This window comes from Cryobacterium melibiosiphilum (assembly GCF_003602235.1).
Taxonomy (GTDB): domain Bacteria; phylum Actinomycetota; class Actinomycetes; order Actinomycetales; family Microbacteriaceae; genus Cryobacterium; species Cryobacterium melibiosiphilum.
This window is the reverse complement of the sequence record NZ_QZVS01000096.1, coordinates 113,173-136,694: the sequence shown is the minus strand read 5'-3', so window position 1 is coordinate 136,694 and position 23,522 is coordinate 113,173. Positions and strand designations below refer to the sequence as shown.

Below are 23,522 nucleotides of genomic sequence, written 5' to 3'. Positions count from 1 at the left end.
CACATGATCGCCGATCGCTTGTCCTGCTCGACCCGAGGCCGACGATGACGACGGATGCCGCATCCGTCGCCCGCGCCCGGCCCGCCGACGCGCACTCCACCCTGCAAAAGCGGGTCGTGCGAGTGCTCGTCGCCGGGCAGATCCTCGGCGGCATCGGCATGGGCGCGACCCTGTCGCTCGGGGCGCTGCTCGCTGCCGAGCTCTCGGGGTCGAGCGCCTGGTCGGGCATGGCGGCGACCATGAGCACCCTCGGGGCGGCCGTCGTGGCCGTTCCGCTGGCCCGTCTCGCGCAGCGCCGGGGCCGGCGCATCTCGCTGGCCTCCGGGTCGCTCATCGCCGGCGCCGGCGCGGTGCTGGCGATCGTCGCGGCGGCGATCGGCGTCTTCCCGCTGTTACTGCTGGCCCTGATGCTGCTCGGCGCCGGATCGGCCACGAACCTGCAGGCCCGCTTCGCCGCGACCGATCTGGCCAGCACGCGGTTTCGTGCCCGGGACCTCTCGCTCGTCGTCTGGTCGACCACGATCGGGGCGGTGCTCGGGCCCAACCTGTTCGGCCCCGGCGAGGCGCTCGGCGCCGCCCTGGGGCTGCCCGCCATGACCGGCGCCTTCGCCTTCTCCCTCGCGGCCACGGTCGCCGCGGCCTTCGTCTATTCCTTCGGGCTGCGGCCGGACCCGCTGCTCACCGCCCTCGCCGCCCGCGCGGGCCAGGTCGGCGCCCGGCGCGCCCACGGCGGCCTCACGATTCTGCGCGCCAATGGGCTGGCCCGTTTCGCCGTCGTCACCGTCGCGCTCAGCCACATGACGATGGTCGCCCTGATGTCGATGGCACCGGTGCACCTGCGCGACCATGGCGCCAGCCTGACCATTGTGGGGCTGACGATCAGCCTGCACGTGGCCGGCATGTACGCCCTCTCCCCCGTCTTCGGCTGGCTCTCGGACCGCTTCGGTCGCCTGCCGACCATTCTGCTGGGCCAGGGGATGCTCCTCGCCGCGCTGCTCACCGCGTGGCTCGGCGACGGCTCCCAGCCGGTTCTGACGGTGAGCCTGATCCTGCTGGGACTCGGCTGGTCGGCATCCGTCGTCGCCGGCTCGGCGCTCATCTCGGAGGCCGTCGACATCGAGGACCGCTCATCACTGCAGGGCTTCTCCGACCTCTCCATGAACGCCGCCGGCGCGCTCGGCGGCGCGGTTGCCGGGCCGATCCTCGTGCTCCTGGGGTACTCGGGCCTGGGGGCTGCCGCCCTCGTTCTCGTCGCCATCGTGGTCACCTGGGGACTCGTGCAGAAGAGTACCCACCGGGGTATCTGAGAATCACCCTCGGAACTTGAACTGTATACCCCAAGGGGTATACAGTTCCCCTATGGCAACCACTGATCTCACCGAAACCACTTTCAGCGCGGCCGTCAACGCCGGCGGCATCGTGCTCGTCGACTTCTGGGCCGCCTGGTGCGGCCCGTGCCGCTCCTTCGCACCCACGTTCAGCGCCGCCTCCGACAAACACCCCGATGTGGTGTTCGGCAAGGTCGACACCGAAGCCGAGCAGGGGCTGTCGTCGGCCGCGGGCATCCGCTCGATTCCAACCCTGATGGCCTTCCGCGACGGGGTGTTGGTGTTCTCCCAACCCGGCGCGCTGAATGCCGCGACCCTCGAGGAGCTCGTCACGGGTGTGCAGGCCCTCGACATGGACGATGTGCGCGCCAAGGTCGCCGCGCAGTCCTGACCCCTCTCTATTCGCCACCCTCCACCAACCGCGTCACCGAAAGGCAATCCCCATGTGTAGAGCCGTCACCTGCAAGACCTGCCAGAAGACCACCTGGGCCGGCTGCGGCCAGCACGTCGACCAGGTCATGCGCAACGTGCCGCGCAACGAGCGCTGCCCCGGAAACCACCCGGCGCCCGTGTCGTCCGGCTCGTTCCTGTCGCGCCTCTTCGGCCGCTAGCCCGCCGCGAAAGGAGGATGCGATCGGCAAAACCGGCCGATTCATCCTCCCGGCGACGACACCTCGGCAATTCATCCTCCCGCCGGCACGCCGCTCAGGGCGCGGTGGCCGCGTCGAACTCCCGGCGATGGTGCGCGATCGTGTGCTGGTGCTCACTGACCCAGTCACCGAGGGTGAGGGCCACCGCCTGCAGCGAACGGCCGAGCGGGGTGACCTCGTACTCCACACGAGGCGGAACCTCGGCATAGACGGTTCGCGACACCAGCCCGTCGCGCTCGAGCGCTCGGAGGGTGACCGTCAGCATCCGCCGGGAAATGCCCGGGATGAAGTCGACCAGCTCGGTGAAGCGCTTGCGCTCCTCCCCCAGCACCCCGATCACGATCAGGGTCCATTTGTCGCCGATACGCGACAGCAGCGACCGGAACAGGTCGGGAGAATCGCTCGTGCAGAGCTGGCTCATGGTCGGGTGTGATGCGCTCAGACGGTCCTGCAGCGCCTCGAAACGGGCGTCCTGATCCATGCGGGCCTCCATCGGTTACCGTGGGGTAACAGGGCATCGTTTGCGGTTACAGGCTCTCATCGTACAGAGTTATCTTCAGAGTTACTGATGGTAACTAAAGCCCGGGTCGACGGTCCGGCGAGTACCGAGGAGAGTCATGTCCCTGTTCCGTTTAGACGCCAGCATGCGCACCGAAGGCTCGTCGAGTCGCGCCCTGGGCGACCTCGTCGAAGCCGAGTGGCGTGCCGAGCATCCGCTCACCTCGACCGTGCGCCGCCACGTGGGTACCGACCCGATCCCCGCCACCTCCTGGTCGAACGCCGTCTCCGCGTCGATGACCCCGGCGGCCGAGCGCACGCCCGAGCAGCAGGCCGCAACGGCCCTGGCCAGCACACTGACCGATGAGTTAGCGGATGCCGACGCGTTGCTGTTCGCCGTTCCGCTCTACAACTTCGGCGTCTCGCAGCACTTCAAGACCTACGTCGACCTCGTGCTGACCGACCCGCGTATGGCCTCGGGAACGACTCCCGCAACGGCGGGCCAGCCGGCCGTGCTGGTCACCGTGCAGGGCGGCAACTACTCCGCCGGCACACCCCGCGAGGGCTGGGACCACGCCACCGGTTGGATGCGCCGCATCCTCGAAGACGTCTGGCAGCTCGACCTCGAGGTCGTCACCCGCGAGTTCACCCTCGTCGGCGTGAACCCAGCCCTCGACCAGTTCACCGAGATCGCCAACGAGCTCAAGACCCTCGCCGAGGCCCAGGCCGTGCGCCACGGCCAGAGCCTGGCCGCCCGACGTGCCGCCCGCCTCGCGGCTGCCTGATGAACCACCCCCTCGAGTTCGGTGCTTTCCTCACGCCGACGGCCGCTCAGCCCGGAGCCGTCGTCGAACTGTCGACCCTGGTGGAGCGCCTCGGCTACGACCTGGTGACGTTTCAGGATCATCCGTACCAGGCGTCGTTTCTCGACACCTGGACGCTGATGTCCTACGTCGCCGCGAAAACCGAACGCATCCGCATCGCGCCGAACGTGCTGAACCTGCCGCTGCGCCCGCCGGCCGTCGTGGCGCGCGCCGCGGCCAGCCTCGACCTGCTCTCGAACGGCCGCTTCGATCTCGGCCTCGGTGCCGGGGCGTTCTGGGACGCGATCGCGTCGATGGGCGGCGCCCGGCTGACCCCGGGGCAGGGCATCACCGCGCTCGAGGAGGCCATCACCATCATCCGCGGCATCTGGCAGACGGATGCCCCCGGCGGCGTGACCGTCGACGGCCGGTACCACCGCGTGGCCGGGGCCCAACGAGGTCCGGCGCCGGAGCATCCGATTCCGATCATCGTCGGCGCCCTCAAGCCGAAAATGCTCGCGCTCACCGGGAGACTGGCCGACGGCTGGCTGCCCAGCCAGCCGTACCTGCGCGACCCCACGCTCACCGAGGCGAACAAGATCATCGACGATGCCGCGGTCGGCGCCGGCCGCGACCCGAGCGAGGTGCGCCGACTGCTGAACGTCATGCCGGTTCCCGGCCGCGATCCGGCGGACTGGGCGGAGGAGCTGTCGGGCCTGGTGCTCACTGAACAGGTCAGCCTGTTCATTCTCGCGAGCGACGACCCGCGCACGCTGCAGGGCTTCATCGAGAACGTCGCCCCCGCGGTGCGCGAACTCGTCACGGCCGAGCGCGGCGGCACGAGCCCCGCCAGCCCCGCGGCACGCAGCACCGCGACACTCGCGCACCGCCGCCCGGGAATCTCCTACGACGACATTCCGGCGAACCTGGCCGCGATCGAACCCGGCGACGCCGGCTACCGCGACGTGCGCTCCACCTATCTGCGCGGCGGCTCCCCCGCCGTGGTGCTGCAGCCGACCAGCGTCGCTGAGGTAGCCGAGGCCCTGGAATTTGCCCGGAAGCATCCGGATGCCGTGCTCGCCCTGCGCAGCCGCGGCCATGGGATCAGCGGCCGCAGCACCAACGACGGCGGCATCGTCATCGACCTGCGGCACCTTGACTCGATCGAGGTGATCGACGAAGAACGGCGACTGGTGCGTATCGGACCGGGGGCCAGCTGGTCTGATGTCGCGACCGCGCTGGCCCCCTACGGCTGGGCGGTCTCGAGCGGCGACTACGGCGGAGTCGGCGTCGGCGGTCTGGCGACGGCCGGCGGCATTGGCTGGCTCGCCCGCCAGAACGGCCTGACGATCGACCATATCGAAGCCGTCGAACTGATGCTGGCCGACGGCGAGGTCGTGCGGGTCGACGCCGACCATGACCCGGAGCTGTTCTGGGCCATGCGCGGCGCGGGCTCTGCCCTCGGCATCGCGACGGCCTTCGAGATCATCGCCGACCCGGTCGGCCTGGTCGCGTTCGCGCAGCTGACCTTCGACGCGACGGATGTCGCCGGTTTCTTCGAGCGCTTCGGGCGCGCCGTCGAGGCGGCCCCGCGCAGTCTCACCGCCAACATCATGATGGGCTCGTCGCGCCGCGGCTCCCCCTCCCAGGCCCTCGTCATGGCGCTCGTCGACTCCGACGACGAGGGCGAGATCCTCTCGGCGCTGCAGCCGCTCGCCGACATCGCCCCGCTGATCGGGCAGGACGTGCGCCTGCAGCGCTACACCGACGCCATGATGGCCTCAACCGACCCTCACCGCGGCCAGGGCCAACCGGCGGGCCGGTCGATCCTGATCGACCACTTCACCGCGGAGGTCGGGCAAAACATTGCCGCGCTGCTCGAATCCGGGACGGCTGGGGTGCTCAGCGTGCGCTCCGTCGGCGGGGCGGTCAGTGACGTGGCAGCGGATGCGACGGCCTACGCCGGCCGCAGCGCCAACTTCGCCGTCGTGGCCCTCGGCTCGAACAACGCGGCCCTCGACTCGGCCTGGGCGCCGCTCGAACGGCACGCGGTCGGCGCGTACCTGAGCTTCGAAACCCAGCTCGACGCCCGGCGGCTAAGGCTCACTTTCCCCCCGGCAACGCTCGAGCGCTTGCAGGCGGTCAAGAGCCGGGTCGACCCGCACAACGTCTTCCGCGACAACATCAACCTCGGCCAGCTCGACGGAGTGACGAAAACCGGATGAACTGAGCAGTTCTCATCGAAAACCGGATGAATGGGGACTTTTTCACGGTCTCCTCCGGTTTTCGTCACGGCTCAGAAGCGGGCCAGCCGCACCCGGATCATCAGGAACAGGCCATACTGCGCCAGGCCCAGCCCGACGATCGTCAGGTAGATGGCCCCGTGCGGAAGCTGCCCGAGGGTACGGAGGGCTCCATCGAGGCCACCCGCCTGGGCGGCATCGCTGGTGAGCGCGGCGACCACGAGGAGGGATCCAATGATGCCAAGAGACAACCCCTTCACGATATAGCCCGACCGGCCGAGCCGCAGAACGAAGAGGCCGCGGCGGCCGCCCGGCACGCGGATGAATTTGCGGAATCCCCGGCGCAGCCCAATGACGATGAAGCCGATGCCGCCGCCGAACACGGTCAGGCCGATCGCGATGAGCAGCAGGACACCGAGGTCGCTCTCCAGGAGCCAGGCGCTCACGGCCTGGATCGACTCGGACGAGCTCGTGCGGCCGCCGAGCGCAACCGCCATGGCCGTGAACCCGAGCGCCAGGTAAGCGATACCCTTACCGGCCTCTGACGCGCGGCGGCCCCACTTCTTGAGGGGATTCGGGTCGACGATCAGCCCGGCCTGGGTCACCTGCCAGAGACCGAGCGCCCCCAGCCCCACGACGGCCGCCCAGATCAGGAGGCCGCCGCCCGGTGACCCTGCCACTTCCCGCAGGGCGCCGGACTGATCGGCGCCCGCGGCGGGCGTGCCGCCGAAAGCGACCGTGAGGGCGATGGTGCCGATCAGAAAGTGAATCAGACCGTTGACCGCGTAGCCGGAACGGGCCAGGCGGCGAAAGGTGCGCGTGCGCATCGAGGCGCGATCGGTGGTGGAGGTCACACCGGGTCGCCTCCTACTTGTCACCACACCACGAATTTCTCTTCTCAACGATAGCTGCCCGTGTCGCGGGTACTCCGCGCCCCTCGGTTGGGGTCTGTTCGGTCGCTTCGCCGAGGAGGAACATGAAACATATTTCACGTCCGGAGGACACCCTGCTATCAATTGCCTATGTGAGCGCTTCGGCGGTCCCCCTGTCGGACGAAGACATCGCCGCGATCCTCGTGCAGGCACGGGCGAACAACGACGAGCATCACCTCACCGGCGCCCTCATCTATCACGAGGGCAAATTCATACAAATCCTCGAGGGCCCCGATGACGAAGTTCGCGATCGATTCGCCGTGATCCGCGCAGACCCGCGGCACCGCAGCATCCACACGGTGAGTGAGGAGAAGATCACGTCGCGCCAGTTTCCCGGGTGGACGATGGGCTTTCGACCGCTCTCGAGTATGGCGCTGGACCAATTGGCCGGATATGACGATATTTTCGACGGAAGCACCGGCAAGGTCCAGCTTGCACACGCCAACCGGCAGGCGGAAGAATTTCTGGAATGGCTCGGACAGTACTGGTTCTCGCCTGTCGCCTAGAACACGGGCTGGCCGCCCGACACGCTGAACGTGGAGCCGGCCGCGGCCCCCGCTGGGTAAAAAAATACCCCGGACCTTCGCAGAAGTCCGGGGTATTTCTCTGAGAACTGTGTAGCGGGAGCGGGAATTGAACCCGCGACACCACGATTATGAGCCGTGTGCTCTAACCAACTGAGCTACCCCGCCACGACCTGTCAGCAGCTTAGTGCTGCAAGCCTGAGCCCCCTGTGGGAATCGGACCCACTACCTCTTCCTTACCAAGGAAGTGCTCTACCAATGAGCTAAGGGGGCGACGCTTCACCGTGCGAAGCAGCCGCCAGTTTTGGCAACCTGTCTAGATTATCACCAGTTGAGGCCATCCAGTTACCGAGGCCGGATAACATGGCTCCGACAAGCCCCGGGCGCTCCCCTCGGCGCCCCCTTGTGCCCCGCAATGACGCCAGTTTCACGCGGATTTGCGCCCCACGCTATTGACGAAAACCGTCCCATCGGGAGTCACTGATGACGCGCATTTTATTCGGCAGCATGCCCCGCACCAACGCTGTCCGCCCCGGCCTGCCCCTGGCCCGCCGCCTCGTCGCCGACGGCCATCAGGTCACCTGGTACACCGGGTCGACGTATGCCACCGAGGTGGCCTCGACCGGGGCGATCGCGGTGCCGATGTCGCCCCCACACGATTACTCCGACGCATCCGTTGCGCGGATGCACGCGGTCGCCAACCCGAAACCGGGTGTTGCCGCCCAGAAATGGGCGCACCGGCACGTCTCCCTCGACCCGATCCCCGGCTGGCTGCACGAACTCGAAGCGCTGGCCGACCGCGTGCGCCCGCAGGTCGTCGTCGTCGAACACGGGTTTCTGGCCGGCCTGTTCCTGGCCGAAAAGCTGGGACTGCCGAGCGTCGCGTTCTCGACCACACCGCTCGCCGTCCCGTCGAGCGACACCGCCCCGGTGGGCACCGGCCTCGCCCCGGCCGCCTCCGGTGCGGGACACGCCCGCAATCGTGCCCTGAACTGGAGCTACGAGCACGTTCTTCTCGCCGATGTTCAGGCCGCCGCGAATGGCGTGCGCCGCGCCTGCGGCCTGCCGCCGCGGCACAGTTTCTTTCTCAACTGGAATGTCGAACTCGCCAGCCGCTACCTGGCCGCGACCGTGCCCGAATTCGAATATCCGCGCGGCGATCTGTCACCCCATCTGCAGTTCACCGGCCCGCTGCTGCCGGGCCGCAGCCGCGGCTGGCGCACCCCGGCGTGGTGGGGCGACGTGGCCGCCGCCCGACATGCCGGTCGCCCGGTGATCGTGCTCACCCAGGGCCTGCACGACAGCGAAAGCCACCGCCTGCTGTTGCCGGCCATTCGCGGACTCGCGGCCGAGAATGCCCTCGTCATCGGCTGCACGGGAAGCATCGATCCCGAAGCGGTGCTGCCCCGCTCACGCCGGCCCGAGAACCTGCGGCTCGAACGGTTTCTGCCCTTCTCGGAGGTGCTGCCCCGCGCCGACGTACTCGTCACCACGGGCGGCTATCTGGGCATCCAGCAGGCTCTGACCGCCGGCATCCCGGTGATCGTCGCCGGCGGCACCGACGAGACCGTCGAGGTGAGCGCCCGGGTGGAGTGGGCCGGCGTCGGCGTCTGCCTGCACAGCGCCGACCCGGGCGCGGAGGACGTCACGCTCGCGGTGCGCCGAGTGCTCGGCGACCCGCGGTTTCGTCGGCGGGCGCGGGTGCTTGCCTCCCGCTACGCCGAGACGCACGGCCTGTTAGCCGCCGCCCAGGCGATCACGGGCCTTGTGGAGCCGCGCGCGGCATCCGCTGCCCCCCGGCACACGCCCCGCGACGGGCACACGAGCGAGTGATGCGGCAGGGACGCGCAGGTGCTTGACGTACCCTTCTTCTATGACAGGCACCAGTGTGACCGGCCCCACGTTGACCGGCCCCGACGCAGTTGACCACAGCATGACCGTTCCGACCGGATCGGAATGGTGGCGTACCGCGGTGATCTACCAGATCTACCCCCGCTCCTTCGCCGACGCGAACGGAGACGGTATGGGCGACCTCGCCGGCATCACGAGCCGGCTGCCCGCCCTGCAGGAACTCGGCGTCGACGCGATCTGGCTGAGCCCGTTCTACACCTCGCCGCAGCGCGACGCCGGCTACGACGTGGCCGACTACTGCGACGTCGACCCGCTGTTCGGCACCCTCGACGACTTCGACGAGATGCAACGCACCGCCCACGATCTCGGCATCCGGGTGATCGTCGACATCGTGCCCAACCACTCCTCGAGCGACCATGACTGGTTTCAGGAGGCCCTCGCGGCCGCGCCCGGCAGCCACGAACGCGAGCGCTACATCTTTCGCGACGGCAAGGGCGAGGCCGGCGAACTGCCGCCGAACAACTGGGAGTCCGTTTTCGGCGGCCTCGCCTGGACCCGCACCGAGAACGCCGACGGCACTCCCGGCCAGTGGTACCTGCACCTCTTCGACACCACCCAGCCCGACCTGCACTGGGAGAACCCGTGGGTGCGCCAGCAGTTCCGCGACGTGCTGCGGTTCTGGCTCGACCGCGGCGTCGACGGTTTCCGCGTCGACGTAGCGCACGGTATGATCAAGGCCGCGGGCCTGCCGGACTACACCCCGCCGGCCGATGGCGGCAGCATGGGCGGCGGCGCCACGGCGCTCGAGCCCGGCATCGATGCCCCGCCGGCCGAGACCCCGCCGTACTGGGCGCAGGACGGCGTGCACGAGATCTATCGCGACTGGCACCAGGTGCTCGCCGAGTATCCCGGCGACCGGGTGTTGGCCGCCGAGGCCTGGGTCGATCCGCTCACCCGGGTGGCCGAATGGGTGCGCCCCGACGAGATGCACCAGGCGTTCAACTTCGCTTACCTCGAAACCCCGTGGAACGCGCCGGCCCTGCGCCGGGTCATCGACGACTCCCTCAAGGCCTTCGGCGACGTCGGAGCGCCGAGCACCTGGGTGCTCTCCAACCACGACGTGGTGCGCCACGCCTCCCGCCTCGCCCTGACCGGCGAGAACCTGCAGGGCCACGGCATCGGCCCGAAGTCGCTGGGCCTGCCCGACCCCGTGCTCGGCCTGGCCCGCGCCCGTGCGGCGAGCACGCTCATGCTCGCGCTCCCCGGCTCCAGCTACCTCTACCAGGGCGAGGAGCTCGGCCTGCCCGAGGTCATCCACCTGCCCGACGAGGCCCGCGAAGACCCGACCTGGTTCCGCACCAACGGCGAACGCTACGGCCGTGACGGATGCCGCGTGCCCCTCCCCTGGGAAGCCGCCGCCCCCTCCTACGGTTTCGGCCCCACGAGCGCCAGCTGGCTGCCCCAGCCCGCCGAGTGGGCGCACCTCGCCCGCGACGTGCAGCGCGGCACGGCCGGCTCCACCCTCGAGCTGTACACACTGGCCCTGGCCCTGCGCCGCGAGCACCTGCTCGGGCCGGGAACGGTCGCCTGGCTGGGCGGCTTCGGCCCCGAGATCGTCGCGTTCGTGAACGGCGACGTGACCGTCATCGGCAACGCGGGGGCGGCATCCGTCGCCCTGCCCGCCGGCGACCTGCTGCTGGCCAGCGGACCGATTCTCACGGGACCGAACGGCGAGCGTATTCTGCCGAACGATACGACGGTCTGGCTGCGTTCCGCGTGACCACGGTCGGGGGGACGATCGGGGACACGGGTGCCGGGGTGGAGGCACCCGCCGGCCCGATGTCGGTGACCGCCGCGAGCAATGCGGTCGAGGCGATCGCCGAGGCGGCCGCGGATGCGACGTCGACGGTGGACGTGGCCGAGCTGCGGGCGCTGAAGAACGAGCTGACGCGGTTCATGATGTCGTACAAGTTCGCGACCGACGAGATGATGACGAAGATCAACATTCTCAAGGAGGAGTTCGGGTCGATCCACGATTACAGCCCGATCGAGCACGTCAGTTCGCGGCTGAAGTCGCCGGAGGGCATCCTGAAGAAGGCGCTGCGCAAGGGGTACCCGCTCGCCTTAGAGAGCATTCGGGAGAACATCCAGGACATTGCGGGCATCCGCATCACCTGCAGCTTCATCTCGGACACCTACCGCGTGCGCGACATGTTGATCAACCAGCGCGACGTCACGGTGCTGCTCGAGAAGGACTACATCCAGACGCCGAAGGCGAACGGCTACAAGAGCCTGCACTTGATCGTCGCGATTCCGGTGTTCATGAGCGACCGGGTGCAGCCCGTGACCGTGGAGGTGCAGATTCGCACCGTCGCGATGGACTTCTGGGCGAGCCTCGAACACAAGATCTTCTACAAGTACGACGGAGCGGTGCCCGACGCCCTCGTCGACGACCTGAAGCAGGCCGCGGATGCATCCAATCGCCTCGACGAGAAGATGGAATTTCTGCACGACCAGGTCGTCGCCCTCGACACCTCGCCCCGCGACGCGGCCGACGCCGACATGCTCAACTTCGCCGGGCTGCCGCCGTTCCCACTGCCGCGCAACCTGCTCGAGGCCTTCGTGCGCGGCCGCAGCCCGGTGGCCCCCGCAGCCGAGTAGCTGCCTGCCCCTGCGGCCCTGTGCCATCGCCGCCTGGCCGGGCGCCGGACCTGGCAGCGGATGCCGCCGCATCCGCTTTTAGGCGGCTCACAGGGGTTGACGGGCCTCAAGGGGCATATTTTGGCATGTCGTGAGCCAGTTGCCAACAATGGCCGCATGCCAGCGAAAGAAGCTGATGCGACGACCCAGGCGTAGCGCGGGGGACGTGCCTAGTCGGTGTGGGCGTAGAGCCACTGCAGCGAGTCGACCTTGACGCCATTGATGCCGCCGAGGCGGATCTCGAAGTGCAGGTGCGGGCCCGTCGACATGCCGGTGCTGCCGGTCTGGCCGATGACCTGGCCGACCTTGATGACGTCGCCGGCCTTGAAGAGCATCGAGCCGTGGATCATGTGCGCGTAAACACTGGAAACGAGTTCGCCGTCAACCATGTGGTCGATGATCATGTGCACGCCGAGGCTGCCTTCGCCGTCTTCGGCGAAGCTCACGACCCCATCGCTGATCGCCTGGATCGGCGCGCCGAGCCCTGGGTTGAAGTCCTGGCCACCGTGGTTCACCGAGCAGCCGGCGCAGTTGCGGTATCCGAACTGGTCCCCGATGTGAACACCGACGGCGAAGGGCCACTGGATGGTGCCATTCGGGTTGTTCGTGAAGGTGTCTTCCATCCGGATTCCGCTCGCGGCGGCCGAATCGGCGATGGTGCTGGACGCGTATCCGTCACGCTCGAGCACGATGGTGTCGCCGCCGGCGAGGTCGAGGGACTGCAGCGGCTCGGAGTCGGTCGGCTGCTGCGACGCCTGCACCGCGGTCTGCACGTCGGAGGAACTCAGCAGCGCCTCGGCGGGCAGCGACGTGGCCACGGCCATCAGGGCAACGAACGACATAGCCGCGACCGTGACGGCCTTGGTGGCGAGGCGCCGTGCGCGGGCCACGGGGGCTCGCACCGGGCGAGCGGATGCCGCGGGCGGCGTCGCACTGGGAACGAACCGGCGGGTGGGCGCGAACGGCGCTTCCACGTCGGCGAGGCGCGCGGTGGCGGCCGGCTGGCGACGAGGACGCCCGGCCCGGGAGTCAGCCCGGTCAGCACGCAGGTCCGCGCGGCTCTGGAGCGGAATCGGGGTGGAGCTGGTGGCGGTCGACTCCGGGGCCAGCAGGGTGTGGTCTGCGACGGGATCGACAGCCGTCTTCGCCGACGATCCCTCGGGAAGTACAGCCGTTTCGACGTCGGGAGAGGCCAGCTCGGCCGCCACGACGCCGGTTGCCTCGGCGGTGAGCGCCGTCGCTACGTTAGCGAGGCGTTCCTGCTCACGCAGTTCACGACGGGTCAGGGCCACCAGGGGCACCGCCGGGGACGTTGCATCACGCTCAGCGGACACAGAAGTGTCCAGGGCTGGGTCGCGATGTGTCAAAGGGAATCTTTCGGCGTGGCGGACAGGGGAGAATGGAGCTCCTCGTGGGCCTTGCCAGAAGAACGATTCAGTCAACACTAACGCGCGAGGCCCGGAAGGCCAGACGTGCGCACCGAATGACCCCCGAAAGGGGGTGTCTCTCGGAAACTGAGAAATGCGCTCCGACCAGCCCCTGAGCGGTCAGACCGCGGTTGCCGCGTGCCGGGCAAAGATTTTTGCCAGTACCGGTTCAAACCGCGAATACAGGCCCGGATCGGCCGAAATCAGCAGGTCTTCACCCTCGCGGTCGCCGCCGAAGCCGCCGACCCGGGCCCCGGCTTCCCGGGCGACCAGAGCGCCTGCGGCGTGGTCCCACGGATGCAGCCCGCGCTCATAGTAGATATCGAGCCGGCCGGCCGCCACCCCGCACAGGTCGAGGGCGGCCGAACCCAGGCGACGGATGTCCCGCACCTCGCCGATGAGGTCGCGCACCACGTCGGCCTGCCACTGTCGCCGGGGAGCCTGGTATCCGAATCCCGTGCCGGCCAGGGCCAGGGCCAGCGGGACATCCGTCTTGACCTGCAGGCGACGGGCGCCGAGAAAGGCCCCCTGCCCGGCCGCGGCGGTGTAGAGCTCGTCGAGGGCGGGGTTGTACACGGCGCCGGCGAGGGTGCGCCAGCTGGCGGGGTCCGGCTCCCCCTCGACGACGGCGATGCTCACCGCATACAGGGGGATGCCGTAGAGATAGTTGACGGTGCCGTCGATCGGGTCGACGACCCAGGTCAGGCCGCTGGTTCCGGTCGTCCCCTCCGACTCCTCGCCGTAGAACCCGTCGTTCGGCCGGGCTTCGGCGAGCAGGCGACGGATGAGCCGCTCGGTTTCCCGGTCGGCCTGCGTCACGACGTCTTCGGGTGAGGACTTGCTGGCGGCGATCTCGACGCCTTCGGCGCGGCGCTGTTTCGCGAGCGCTCCCGCGGTCAGTGCCGTCTCGCGGGCGAGGCCGAGCATTTCAGTCAGTGCTGCCGATTCAGTCATCTGTGCAGGCTACGACATGCAGGTTACGACATAGGGGTTAACGCCAATAGGCGGACCAGAGGTCCGCCTATTGCTGCTGTCGTGCTGGTGGCGAGTGCGAGGTTCGAACTCACGAAGGCTACGCCGTCTGATTTACAGTCAGATCCCTTTGGCCGCTTGGGTAACTCGCCAGACGTTCCCGCCCAGATGTATTCACCTGACCGGACACGCGGGTTAACATTACCCGGCAAAGCTCCCAGTGTGAAATCAACCGGGAATCAACCGGGCGAAAGTCGCTCCCGGCCGGTCCCGGTACCATGGCAGCTATGGCAGATTCAACTTTCGACATCGTAAGCAAGGTCGACCCGATGGAGGTCGACAACGCCCTCAACCAGGCTCACAAGGAGGTCGCGCAGCGCTACGACTTCAAGAATGTGGGCGCGTCGATCGCGATGAGCGGCGAGAAGGTGCTCATGAAGGCGAACACCGAAGAGCGCGTCAAGGCGATCCTCGAGGTCTTCGAGGCGAAGCTCATCAAGCGCGGCATTTCTCTCCGTAGCCTCGAGGTCGGGGAGCCGTTCGCCTCGGGCAAGGAGTACCGCATCGAGACCACCATGAAGGCCGGCATCGACCAGGAGAACGCGAAGAAGATCGGCAAGATCATTCGCGATGAGGGCCCCAAGGGCGTCAAGAGCCAGATCCAGGGCGACGAGCTGCGGGTCAGCTCGAAGAGCCGCGACGACCTGCAGGCCGTCATGGCGCTGCTCAAGGGCAAGGACCTCGCCGTCGCCCTGCAGTTCGTCAACTTCCGCTAGGCGCCCGGCGTCGGCATCCGCCGGCTGCGCAACTACAGGTAGCCGCGGAGCCAGCGCCGCAGTTGCCTGTAGGCCTCCTCGCGCACCGCCTCGTGCGAGAGGAAGATGTCGTGCACGGCGCCCTCCAGCCGCACCACGGTCAGGTTCGGGCCGAGGTGGGTGGCCTGCCGGGCGATATCATCGACGACCAGCACGCTGTCGGACGTGCGCATCTGCTCGGTCCACCGCAGAAGGATCGTTGAGCGCGCCGAGAGCAGCGTGAGCACGGGAGCATCGATCGCGAGGCCCGCCTGCACCAGGGTCTGCCCGGCGATCACGGCGCCGAACCAGGCCCGGTGCGCGGGAAAGCCCCGTTCCGGCCGCCAGAGCGGGTTGAACGACCAGTCGCCGCCGGTCAGCTTCGAGATCGACCGCGAGTAGAACCCGAGGTCGATCTGCGGCAGGTTGCCGAGCGGCTGCATTCGCGCCCCGAGCTGCACGAGCGGCGCGATGAATGCCCGCCCCGCTCCCCCCGTCTGCAGTTCCAGCCAGGGGCTGTTCAGCACGACGGCATTGACCCGGCCGGGATTCCGGGCGGCCCACAGGCTCCAGATCAGTCCACCGGTCGAATGCCCCATCACGACCAGGCGTCGGCGAAACGGTCGGTCGGCGCCGCCACGGCCGTGGCCCATCCGCGTGAGCGCCGCTTCGATCTCTTCGTCGTAGGTCGCGAAGTCGGTGATGTACCCGGGCGTCTGGTGCTCGCGCAGGCTGCGACCATACTTGCGCAGGTCGAGGGCATAGAAGCGAGCCCCGACGGAGTGCCAGAACTCGGCCAGATGACCCTGGAAGAAGTAGTCGGACCAGCCGTGCAGGTACAGCACGTCGGTTCCGGTGGCCGGGCCGATCGGTGAGAGCGGATGCCGCAGCCGTCCCGGCCGGTGCCGCACCAGGGTCGCCACCACGGGCCCCTCGGCGTCGGCCTCGAGGTCGAGCGTGGTGCTCTCGAAGTCGTCCCCGAGCAGGTCGGGGCCCCAGCTCGCATCGGCCGGGTCGGCCGGGGCATCCGTCGACGCCATCTGCCGCTACCGGCCGAGGGAGATGTCGACCATTTCGTCGCGCGGCACGACCTTGATCCGCACCCGGCCGGCCGCTTCTCCAAGGGCGAGTTCGTGCTGGTCGAGGTTGTGCCAGCCATCGAGGCCGGTGTAACGGATGCCGCGGGAGTCGAGCAGCGCCACGATCGCGTCCTCCTCGGGCGCTTCGGGCCGCCACCAGTTGCCGGCGTCGTTGATCAGGTGCTTGATCGTCTCCATCGCGTCGCTCTTGGTGTGGCCGATCAGGCCGACCGGGCCGCGCTTGATCCAGCCGGTCGCGTAGACGCCGTACATCTGCTGGTTGAACAGGCCGCCGCTGCCGGCCGAGGGGTCACGGCGCAGCACCTGGCCCTCGCGGTTGGGAATGATGCCGCGCTTCTTATCGAAGGGAACACCCGGCAGGGGCGAGCCGAAGTAGCCCACCGCTCGGTACAGCGCCTGGATCGGCAGCTCGCGAATCTCACCGGTGCCCACCACGCCGCCCTCGCCGTCGGGCGCGGTGCGCTCCCAGCGGATACCGCCGACCCGCCCGTGGCCGTCGTCGAGGATTTCGAGGGGCTTGGCAAAGAAGTGCAGGTGCAGGCGCCGGGAAGCGGCGCCAACCTCACGCTTCCGCCAAGCCGTCATGACCTTGTCGATCACGAAGACCTGCTTGTTGCCGGCGACGGCGGCGCGGGCGGCATCGTCGTAGTCGAAGTCTTCCTCGTGCACGATGATGTCGACGTCGTTCAGTTCGCCGATCTCGCGCAGTTCGAGCGGGGTGAATTTGACCGAGGTCGGTCCGCGGCGCCCGAAGACGTGCACGTCGGTCACCGGCGAGGCGGCGAGGCCGTCGTAGACGTTGCCGGGGATCTCGGTGGGAAGCAGGTCGGCGGCGTGCTTGATGAGCATGCGCGACACGTCGAGGGCGACGTTGCCGTTGCCGATGACGGCGATTTCGCGTGCTTCCAGCGGCCAGGTGCGGGGAAAATCGGGGTGCCCATCGAACCAGCTGACGAACTCGGCGGCGCCGTAGGAACCCACGAGGTCGGCGCCGGGAATGAGCAGGTCGGCGTCGCGCACGGCGCCGGTCGCGAAGATGACCGCGTTGTAGTGCTTCTTGAGGTCGTCGATGGTGAGGTCGATGCCGAACCGCACGTTGCCGAACACGCGAATGTCGCCGCGGTCGAGCACGTCACGCAGGGCGGTGATGATGCCCTTGATCCGGGGGTGGTCGGGAGCGACCCCATAACGCACGAGCCCGTAGGGGGCCGGCAGGTGGTCGAAGAGGTCGATCGAGACCTCGAACTTGCGCTCCGCCTTGAGCAGGATGTCGGCGGCATAGATTCCGGCCGGACCCGCACCGACAATGGCCAATCGCAACTTCGTCAAGGGAACCTCTGTTCTAGCGGGATGGGTCTGGCTGGAGCGGGTCTGGCTGGAGCGTGGGTCTAGCTGGATCGTTCGACGATGGTCTCGGCGAAGCGGGTCAATGCCTTTTTGACGGATGCCTGCGGCAGCGGATCGAGGGCGGCCACCGCGTCCCGCGCCCAGGCGTGCGCCTCGGCGAGGGTCTCCGCGGTGACCGGGTGCTCGCGCAGCGCGGTGATCGCGGAGTCCGCGGCCTCGGCCAGCTCTGGGGTGAGATCGGTGCCGGCGGTGTTCATCACGTCGCGGTCGAGACGGGAGAGCAGGTCGCGGGCGGCGGCATCCGTTTCGGCGCGTTCGCGCAGGCGCAGCAGGGGCAGGGTGACGACGCCGGCGCGCAGGTCGGTGCCGGGCACCTTGCCGGTCTCCTGCGGCTGCGGCGACAGGTCGAGCACGTCGTCGATGAGCTGGAACGCGACGCCGATCTTCTCGCCGAAGTCGACGACGGGCTGTTCGTACTCGGGCGGGGCCTCGCCGAAGACGACGCCGGCCTGGGCCGCGGCGGCGATGAGCGAGCCGGTCTTGCCGGCGAGCACCTGGATGTAATGCTCGACCGGGTCTTCCCCGACGGCGGGGCCGACGGTCTCGCGAAACTGGCCGAGCACGAGGCGTTCGAAGGTGACCGCCTGTAGTCGGATGGCGCGTTCGCCGAGACGGGCCATCAGCTGGCTGGCGCGGGCGAAGAGCAGGTCGCCGGTGAGGATCGCGACGGAATTGCCCCACACCATCTGGGCGCTCGGCACGCCGCGACGTTTGTCGGCGTCGTCCATCACGTCGTCGTGATAGAGCGAGGCGAGGTGGGTGAGTTCGATGGCGGTCGCGGCGGTGATGACCTCGGGCACGACGCCCCGGCCGAGGTGCGCGGTGAGCAGGGCGAGCATTGGGCGCACGCGTTTACCGCCGGCGTTCAGCAGGTAGCGGCCGGTGACGTTGGCGATCTCGTTCGCGAAGACGGACTCGGCCACGAGGCCGGTCTCGACCTGCACGATTCCGGCGTCGATGTTCGCGGCGAGGCCGCGGTCGTTTTTCGTCGAAAAGATGCGGTCGGCAATGCCGGCCTGCGATGTGATCGACGGGCTGCGGCGCACGACGGGTGGTCTCGATTTCACTCTGTCAGCCTACCGATGAGTCGCTGGTGGTTGAACGCAGCTGACGACACGCGCACGGGGATGGACCGCACCCGGGCAAACACGGCGCCGATGGCCTAGCCGGCCGCTTTGATGCCGCGGTGAAGCGCCACGATGCCGAGCGTGAGGTTGCGGTAGGCGACGGCGTCGTAGCCGGCGTCCCGCAGCCATCCGCTCAGGATCGTTTGCTGGGGCCACGCCGCGATCGACTCGCCGAGGTAGTCATAGGCCTCCGCGTTCGAGGAGACGAGGCGCACCACGGCGGGCATCACGCGGTTGAGGTAGGCGAAATAGCCCACCCGCACCGGGGTCAACGGCGGGGTCGAGAATTCGCAGATGACCACGCGGCCGCCGGGCTTGGTGACCCGGTAGAACTCGGCGAGCGCCTTTTTCGGCTCGACCACGTTGCGCAGGCCGAACGAGATCGTGACGGCATCGAATTCCCCGTCGGCGAAGGGCAGCGCGGTCGCATCCGCCTGCACGAATTCAATGTTGGCGTTGCCTGCCTGACGCTCGCGCCCGACGTTGATCATGCCCTCGCTGAAGTCGGCGGCCACGACGTGGGCGCCGCTCTTGGCGATCGCCGCGCTCGAGGTGCCGGTTCCGGCGGCGATGTCGAGGATGCGTTCACCGGCCTGCGGGGCCACGGCACGCGTCGTGGCGATACGCCAGAGCGAGGCGTTGCCCGCGGACAGCAGGGCGTTGGTGAGGTCGTAGTGCGCGGCGACCTCGTCGAACATCGCCGCCACCTGGGCGGGCCGTTTATTGAGGTCTGCTCTATTCACTCGTCCAGTCTAGGATGTTCCGCGGCCCGGGCGGCCGCCCGGGGGCGCACGTCCGGCACTCCCACAGGCGGCGGCCCCGGCCCCGGCCCACGCGGGGCGTAGGCTACTGACGTGAATGCGCAGGCCCTGACGGTCGAAACCACCCCGATTGCCGATGTCCGCCAACTCATTCCGCTGCTCGATCAACGGCAACCGTTGCTCTGGATGCGCCGCAATCAGGGCCTCGCCGGTATCGGCACTGCCCTGCGCCTCGAGTTTTCCGGCCCCACCCGCATGACGGATGCCGCGGCCGCCTGGCGCGCCGTCGTCGCGAACGCGACGGTCACCGACCCGCTGGCCCGAACGGGCACCGGGCTGCTGGCCTTCGGCACCTTCGCCTTCGATGATTCCTCCGCCCAACAGAGCGTGCTGATCGTGCCGGAGGTGATCGTGGGTCGCGAAGACGGCCAGTGTTGGGTGACCCGCATCTGGCCCACCGGCGGCGCGGCCCCGGCTCTTCCGCTGACCGCGCGCCCGCCGGGCGACGAGTACCGCATCTCGCTGCGACCGGGCACCCTCACGACCGCCGGATTCACCGATGCGGTAGCCGAGGGCATCCGTCGCATCGCCCAGCAGGACCTGAACAAGGTCGTGCTGGCCCGCGACCTGACCGGGCACCTGCCCGCTGAGAGCGACCTGCGGCGGGCGATCACCAAGCTCGCGCTGGGGTACCCGGACTGCTGGACCTACGCGGTCGACGGCCTGGTCGGCTCGAGCCCCGAGACCCTGATTCGAGTGGACCACGGCGAGGTCAACGCCCGCGTTCTCGCCGGCACGATCAGCCGGGGAACGGATGCCGCCGCCGACCTCGAGGCGGCCCTCGCCCTGGCCACCAGCGCGAAAGACGGAGACGAGCACGAGTTCGCCGTGCAGAGCGTGCTGCAGTCGCTGCGCCCGCACACCTCGGTGCTCGCCACGAGCGAGATCCCCTTCACCGTGAAATTACCGAATCTGTGGCATCTCGCGACCGACCTCGAGGGCACGCTCAGCGACGGGTCGACCTCGCTCGACCTGATCGCGGCGATGCACCCGACGGCGGCCGTCGCCGGAACCCCGACGCTCGCCGCGCTCGCCCTCATCCGCGAGCTCGAACCCTTCGACCGCGGCCGGTATGCCGGGCCGGTCGGCTGGGTCGGCGCCGACGGCGACGGCGAATGGGCGATCGCGCTGCGCTGCGCGCAGGTCACCCCGACCGGTGACGTCACCGCCTACGCCGGGTGCGGAATCGTGCTCGACTCGACCCCGGAGCACGAGCTGGCCGAGACCAAGATGAAGTTTCGTCCGGTCGTCGAAGCCTTCGGCTAGCGGTCGAGGGCGGGCCGCTTCGGGTCGAAGCCCCAGCCGGGAATCAGGTACTGCATCGCCACCGAGTCGTCCCGGCTGCCGAGGCCCTGGCTGAGGTACAGCTCGTGTGCGGCCTGCAGGCGTTCCTCATCGATGGTCACGCCGAGGCCCGGCACGGTCGGCACGGCGATCTGGCCGCCCTGGATCTGCAGCGGATTCGAGGTGAGGTTCTGGCCGTCCTGCCAGATCCAGTGCGTGTCGATCGCGGTCGGGGTTCCCGGCGCGGCCGCGGCCACGTGGGTGAACATGGCCAGGGACACGTCGAAGTGGTTGTTCGAGTGCGAGCCCCACTGAAGCCCCCAGTCGTTGCACATCTGGGCCACCCGCACGGACCCGGCCATCGTCCAGAAATGCGGGTCGGCCAGGGGAATGTCCACCGCATTCGAGCGGATGGTGTGGCCCAGTTCCCGCCAGTCCGTCGCGATCATGTTCGTCGCGGTGGGCAAGCCGGTGGCCCGCTTGAACTCGGCCATGATCTCGCGCCCGGAGTAGACCCCCTCGGCCCCGACGGGGTCTTCGGCGTAGGCGAGCACGCCGCGCAGCGAGCGGCCAACGGCCACGGCCGTTTCGAGCAGCCAGCCGCCGTTCGGGTCGAGGGTGACGCGGGCCTCCGGAAACCGGGTGGCCAGGGCCTTGATGGCTTCGGCCTCCTCCCAGGCCGGCAGCACGCCACCCTTGAGCTTGAAGTCGCGAAAACCGTAGCGCTCGTAGGCGGCCTCGGCCAGGCGCACGACGCCCTCCGGGTTCATGGCGGCTTCGTGGCGAACCTGGGACCAGGCATCCGTTCCCGGGGCGGTCTCCACGTAGGGCAGGTCGGTGCGGTGCTTGTCGCCGACGAAGAAAAGATAGCCGAGGGTGTCGACGGCATCGCGCTGCTGGCCCTCGCCGAGCAGGGCGGCCACGGGCACGCCGAGGTGCTGGCCAAGAAGGTCCAGGTGCGCGGCCTCGAGCGCGGTGACGACGTGGATGGTCGTGCGCAGGTCGAAGGTCTGCGCGCCCCGACCGCCGGAATCACGGTCGTTGAACTGCAGGCGCACGCGCCGCAGCGTGTTGAGGTAGTCGCCGAGGCCCGCGCCGACCACGAGTTCCCGGGAGTCCTCGAGAGTGCGCCGGATCGGCTCGCCGCCGGGCACCTCGCCGACACCGGTGTTGCCGTCGGAATCGGTCAGCAACACGATGTTGCGGGTGAAAAACGGGCCATGGGCGCCGCTGAGGTTGAGCAGCATGCTGTCGTGGCCGGCGACCGGCACCACCCGCATCGACTCGATGGTTGGGCCCGAAGTGCGGGTGGCGCTCTCGATTGTCGAGTTAGGCATCATTGCGGGTCTCTGTTCTGTCGGGTCTGATTCTGTCGGGTCTGATCGAGTCGAGGTCTAGTCGCGAGCGAGCTGGCCGTCGTGCTGGCGGAAGATGCCGAGCGGGTTGTCGTCGCGGAGCGCGGCCGGCAGCAGTGCGGCCGGCACGTTCTGGTAGCTGACCGGGCGCAGAAAACGATCGATCGCGAGTGTGCCCACCGAGGTGCCCTGCGCGTTGGACGTGGCGGGGAACGGTCCGCCGTGCACCATCGCGGAGACGACCTCGACCCCGGTCGGCCAGCCGTTGAAGAGCACCCGGCCGGCGCGTAACTCGGCCTCATCCAGCAACTCCGCGGCGCCGTTCTCGGCGCCATCGGTGTGCAGAGTTACGGTCAGCTGGCCTTCGAGGCCGGCCAGAATCCGGGCCATCTCGGCAGTGTCGCGCACGGTCACCACGAGGCTCGCGGGGCCGAAGACCTCCTCCTGCAGGGCCGGGTCGGCCACAAAGGTGGCGGCATCCGTGGCGTAGAGCTGCGGCGCTGCCCCGATCGCCACGTCGGGGTTGGCCCGCGCTACGGCCACGTTCTCGACGCCGGCATGGTCACGGAACACGGCCGCGCCCCGGTCGAAGGCGTCACGGATGCCGCCGGTGAGCATCGGGGTCGCGACGAGCTTCTCTATGGCGGCGGCGGCAGCGGCCGTGAACGCTTCGCCGTCGGGGCCCTGCGGCAGGAAGACCAGGCCGGGGCTCGTGCAGAGCTGGCCGGTTCCGGTGGCGACGGATGCGACCCACTGCTCACCGAGGGCGGCCGCACCCTGTGCAAGCGCGCCCGGAAGCACGAAGACGGGGTTGATGCTGCTCATCTCGGCATACACCGGGATGGGTTCGGGTCGGGCTGCCGCGGCGGCGACCAGGGCGAGTCCGCCGCTGCGGGAGCCGGTGAAGCCCACAGCTTTGATGCGCGGGTGGCTGACGAGGGCCGCTCCGACGGAGGCACCGCCGCCGAACAGCAGCGAGAAGACTCCGGCGGGCAGGTCGTGGGTGGCCACGGCGTCGCTGATGGCGCGGCCGATGAGCTCGGAAGTGCCCGGGTGGGCGCTGTGCGCCTTGACGATCACGGGGCATCCGGCGGCGAGCGCGGACGCGGTGTCACCGCCGGCCACCGAGAAGGCCAGCGGAAAGTTGCTCGCGCCGAACACGGCGACGGGGCCGAGCGCGATCGAGGTGAGGCGGATGTCGGGGCGCGGCAGCGGGGCACGGTCGGTTTGGGCCGGGTCGATGCGGGCGCCGTGGTGATTACCCTCACGCAGCACGGCCGCGAACAGGCGCAGCTGGCCGACGGTGCGCCCGGTTTCGCCGAGCACGCGGGGCAGCGGCAGGCCGGTTTCGGCGATGACGCGGTCGGTGAGGGCTTGGCCGAGGCCCGCGATGTTGTCGGCGATGGTCTCGAGGAAGGCCGCTCGGGCTTCGGGCGCGGTCTTGCGGTATGTGGCGAAGGCCGTCCAGGCGAGCTCGGCGGCGCGATCGACCTCGTCGACGCCGACCAGTCCGTATCCGGGAGCCAGGGTCTCACCGGTGACCGGGTTGACGCCGGCGACCTCGCCGTGGGTTCCGGTTACGGGCACTCCGCCGATCAACGAGAAACCCGTCAGGTCGGTACTGGTCGAAACGGTGGCGGTCTGCACGGTCATGAGGGCACTCCTTCGGGCGGCGGGGTCGCGCTGTCTGCTTTCAGCCTAGGAAC

At 68.9% G+C, this 23,522-nt stretch carries 21 protein-coding genes and 3 tRNA genes; 11 read left to right on the top strand and 13 right to left on the bottom strand.

Annotated features, from left to right (window positions below):
- The first annotated feature begins 44 nt into the window (after window positions 1–44).
- From D6T64_RS19910 to D6T64_RS19900, 3 genes are read left to right on the top strand one after another with little or no spacing between them, the layout of a single operon-like run.
- Window positions 45–1,307: an MFS transporter gene (locus D6T64_RS19910; RefSeq protein ID WP_119976411.1), complete on the top strand. Its 1,263-nt coding sequence runs from the start codon at window positions 45–47 to the stop codon at window positions 1,305–1,307.
- A 52-nt stretch (window positions 1,308–1,359) separates the two neighbouring features.
- Window positions 1,360–1,719 (top strand): thioredoxin family protein, encoded by a 360-nt coding sequence (locus D6T64_RS19905; RefSeq protein WP_119976410.1) that lies wholly within the window; start codon window positions 1,360–1,362, stop codon window positions 1,717–1,719.
- 52 nt (window positions 1,720–1,771) lie between these two features.
- Entirely contained in the window at window positions 1,772–1,939 is a 168-nt protein-coding gene (locus tag D6T64_RS19900; RefSeq protein ID WP_119976409.1) for a hypothetical protein, read from the top strand.
- Window positions 1,940–2,033: 94 nt separating this feature from the next.
- Here D6T64_RS19900 and D6T64_RS19895 read toward each other — a convergent pair whose 3' ends face one another.
- A complete protein-coding gene (locus D6T64_RS19895; protein WP_325049817.1) occupies window positions 2,034–2,459 on the bottom strand; it encodes a winged helix-turn-helix transcriptional regulator in 426 nt (141 codons plus the stop codon).
- A gap of 136 nt (window positions 2,460–2,595) precedes the next feature.
- On the opposite strand from D6T64_RS19895, the gene D6T64_RS19890 reads away from it, so the two are divergent.
- Entirely contained in the window at window positions 2,596–3,261 is a 666-nt protein-coding gene (locus tag D6T64_RS19890) for an FMN-dependent NADH-azoreductase (protein ID WP_119976408.1), read from the top strand.
- Window positions 3,261–5,504: an LLM class flavin-dependent oxidoreductase gene (locus D6T64_RS19885; protein ID WP_119976407.1), complete on the top strand. Its 2,244-nt coding sequence runs from the start codon at window positions 3,261–3,263 to the stop codon at window positions 5,502–5,504. The genes D6T64_RS19890 and D6T64_RS19885 overlap by 1 nt, the downstream gene beginning before the upstream one ends.
- Before the next feature lie 71 nt (window positions 5,505–5,575).
- Here D6T64_RS19885 and D6T64_RS19880 read toward each other — a convergent pair whose 3' ends face one another.
- Entirely contained in the window at window positions 5,576–6,376 is an 801-nt protein-coding gene (locus D6T64_RS19880; protein ID WP_233551452.1) for a DUF1206 domain-containing protein, read from the bottom strand.
- Between the two features lie 122 nt (window positions 6,377–6,498).
- Between D6T64_RS19880 and D6T64_RS19875 the strand changes: the two genes are divergently transcribed.
- Window positions 6,499–6,960: a BLUF domain-containing protein gene (locus tag D6T64_RS19875; protein ID WP_119976406.1), complete on the top strand. Its 462-nt coding sequence runs from the start codon at window positions 6,499–6,501 to the stop codon at window positions 6,958–6,960.
- Between the two features lie 112 nt (window positions 6,961–7,072).
- On the opposite strand, the gene D6T64_RS19870 is transcribed toward D6T64_RS19875, so the two are convergent.
- Window positions 7,073–7,146 (bottom strand) — tRNA-Met (locus tag D6T64_RS19870).
- A gap of 33 nt (window positions 7,147–7,179) precedes the next feature.
- Window positions 7,180–7,251, bottom strand: a tRNA-Thr gene (locus tag D6T64_RS19865).
- Between the two features lie 210 nt (window positions 7,252–7,461).
- On the opposite strand from D6T64_RS19865, the gene D6T64_RS19860 reads away from it, so the two are divergent.
- From D6T64_RS19860 to D6T64_RS19850, 3 genes are all read left to right on the top strand, one after another.
- Window positions 7,462–8,811: a glycosyltransferase gene (locus D6T64_RS19860; RefSeq protein ID WP_119976405.1), complete on the top strand. Its 1,350-nt coding sequence runs from the start codon at window positions 7,462–7,464 to the stop codon at window positions 8,809–8,811.
- Between the two features lie 100 nt (window positions 8,812–8,911).
- Entirely contained in the window at window positions 8,912–10,609 is a 1,698-nt protein-coding gene (locus tag D6T64_RS19855; protein WP_119976526.1) for a glycoside hydrolase family 13 protein, read from the top strand.
- Entirely contained in the window at window positions 10,606–11,490 is an 885-nt protein-coding gene (locus D6T64_RS19850) for a GTP pyrophosphokinase (protein ID WP_325049816.1), read from the top strand. Before D6T64_RS19855 ends, D6T64_RS19850 begins: the two co-directional genes overlap by 4 nt.
- A gap of 209 nt (window positions 11,491–11,699) precedes the next feature.
- On the opposite strand, the gene D6T64_RS19845 is transcribed toward D6T64_RS19850, so the two are convergent.
- From D6T64_RS19845 to D6T64_RS19835, 3 genes are all read right to left on the bottom strand, one after another.
- On the bottom strand, window positions 11,700–12,863 hold the full coding sequence (locus D6T64_RS19845; protein WP_119976404.1) for a M23 family metallopeptidase: 1,164 nt from the start codon (window positions 12,861–12,863) through the stop codon (window positions 11,700–11,702).
- 213 nt (window positions 12,864–13,076) lie between these two features.
- Window positions 13,077–13,910, bottom strand: coding sequence for an inositol monophosphatase family protein (locus D6T64_RS19840; RefSeq protein ID WP_119976403.1), 834 nt, complete (start codon window positions 13,908–13,910; stop codon window positions 13,077–13,079).
- 85 nt (window positions 13,911–13,995) lie between these two features.
- Window positions 13,996–14,080: transfer RNA gene (locus D6T64_RS19835), tRNA-Tyr, on the bottom strand.
- Between the two features lie 135 nt (window positions 14,081–14,215).
- On the opposite strand from D6T64_RS19835, the gene D6T64_RS19830 reads away from it, so the two are divergent.
- Complete coding sequence (locus tag D6T64_RS19830; RefSeq protein ID WP_119976402.1) at window positions 14,216–14,704, top strand: YajQ family cyclic di-GMP-binding protein; 489 nt, start codon at window positions 14,216–14,218, stop codon at window positions 14,702–14,704.
- A 32-nt stretch (window positions 14,705–14,736) separates the two neighbouring features.
- Here D6T64_RS19830 and D6T64_RS19825 read toward each other — a convergent pair whose 3' ends face one another.
- From D6T64_RS19825 to D6T64_RS19810, 4 genes are all read right to left on the bottom strand, one after another.
- A complete protein-coding gene (locus tag D6T64_RS19825) occupies window positions 14,737–15,762 on the bottom strand; it encodes an alpha/beta hydrolase (protein ID WP_119976401.1) in 1,026 nt (341 codons plus the stop codon).
- Between the two features lie 6 nt (window positions 15,763–15,768).
- A complete protein-coding gene (locus tag D6T64_RS19820; RefSeq protein WP_119976400.1) occupies window positions 15,769–17,151 on the bottom strand; it encodes an FAD-dependent oxidoreductase in 1,383 nt (460 codons plus the stop codon).
- Window positions 17,152–17,210: 59 nt separating this feature from the next.
- Window positions 17,211–18,296: a polyprenyl synthetase family protein gene (locus D6T64_RS19815; protein ID WP_233551451.1), complete on the bottom strand. Its 1,086-nt coding sequence runs from the start codon at window positions 18,294–18,296 to the stop codon at window positions 17,211–17,213.
- 95 nt (window positions 18,297–18,391) lie between these two features.
- The gene (locus D6T64_RS19810) at window positions 18,392–19,099 is read right to left on the bottom strand and encodes a class I SAM-dependent methyltransferase (protein ID WP_233551450.1); all 708 of its coding nucleotides are present in this window, start codon (window positions 19,097–19,099) and stop codon (window positions 18,392–18,394) included.
- Between the two features lie 111 nt (window positions 19,100–19,210).
- Here D6T64_RS19810 and D6T64_RS19805 point away from each other — a divergent pair, with 111 nt between their 5' ends.
- Window positions 19,211–20,443 (top strand): isochorismate synthase, encoded by a 1,233-nt coding sequence (locus D6T64_RS19805; protein ID WP_233551449.1) that lies wholly within the window; start codon window positions 19,211–19,213, stop codon window positions 20,441–20,443.
- Here D6T64_RS19805 and D6T64_RS19800 read toward each other — a convergent pair.
- Together D6T64_RS19800 and D6T64_RS19795 are read right to left on the bottom strand one after the other, a co-directional pair.
- Window positions 20,440–21,801 (bottom strand): enolase C-terminal domain-like protein, encoded by a 1,362-nt coding sequence (locus tag D6T64_RS19800; protein ID WP_267900501.1) that lies wholly within the window; start codon window positions 21,799–21,801, stop codon window positions 20,440–20,442. The two genes, D6T64_RS19805 and D6T64_RS19800, sit on opposite strands and share 4 nt — an antisense overlap.
- Before the next feature lie 54 nt (window positions 21,802–21,855).
- Window positions 21,856–23,469, bottom strand: coding sequence for an aldehyde dehydrogenase (NADP(+)) (locus tag D6T64_RS19795; RefSeq protein WP_119976398.1), 1,614 nt, complete (start codon window positions 23,467–23,469; stop codon window positions 21,856–21,858).
- Window positions 23,470–23,522 lie beyond the last annotated feature (53 nt).

Coding starts and splice junctions, on each gene's coding strand:
- D6T64_RS19855 (WP_119976526.1), top strand. CDS start 8,912: ATGACCGTTCCGACCGGATCGGAATGGTGGCGTACCGCGGTGATCTAC.
- D6T64_RS19840 (WP_119976403.1), bottom strand. CDS start 13,910: ATGACTGAATCGGCAGCACTGACTGAAATGCTCGGCCTCGCCCGCGAG.
- D6T64_RS19800 (WP_267900501.1), bottom strand. CDS start 21,801: ATGATGCCTAACTCGACAATCGAGAGCGCCACCCGCACTTCGGGCCCA.
- D6T64_RS19900 (WP_119976409.1), top strand. CDS start 1,772: ATGTGTAGAGCCGTCACCTGCAAGACCTGCCAGAAGACCACCTGGGCC.
- D6T64_RS19860 (WP_119976405.1), top strand. CDS start 7,462: ATGACGCGCATTTTATTCGGCAGCATGCCCCGCACCAACGCTGTCCGC.
- D6T64_RS19825 (WP_119976401.1), bottom strand. CDS start 15,762: ATGGCGTCGACGGATGCCCCGGCCGACCCGGCCGATGCGAGCTGGGGC.
- D6T64_RS19910 (WP_119976411.1), top strand. CDS start 45: ATGACGACGGATGCCGCATCCGTCGCCCGCGCCCGGCCCGCCGACGCG.
- D6T64_RS19890 (WP_119976408.1), top strand. CDS start 2,596: ATGTCCCTGTTCCGTTTAGACGCCAGCATGCGCACCGAAGGCTCGTCG.
- D6T64_RS19885 (WP_119976407.1), top strand. CDS start 3,261: ATGAACCACCCCCTCGAGTTCGGTGCTTTCCTCACGCCGACGGCCGCT.
- D6T64_RS19875 (WP_119976406.1), top strand. CDS start 6,499: ATGAAACATATTTCACGTCCGGAGGACACCCTGCTATCAATTGCCTAT.
- D6T64_RS19795 (WP_119976398.1), bottom strand. CDS start 23,469: ATGACCGTGCAGACCGCCACCGTTTCGACCAGTACCGACCTGACGGGT.
- D6T64_RS19830 (WP_119976402.1), top strand. CDS start 14,216: ATGGCAGATTCAACTTTCGACATCGTAAGCAAGGTCGACCCGATGGAG.
- D6T64_RS19895 (WP_325049817.1), bottom strand. CDS start 2,459: ATGGATCAGGACGCCCGTTTCGAGGCGCTGCAGGACCGTCTGAGCGCA.
- D6T64_RS19905 (WP_119976410.1), top strand. CDS start 1,360: ATGGCAACCACTGATCTCACCGAAACCACTTTCAGCGCGGCCGTCAAC.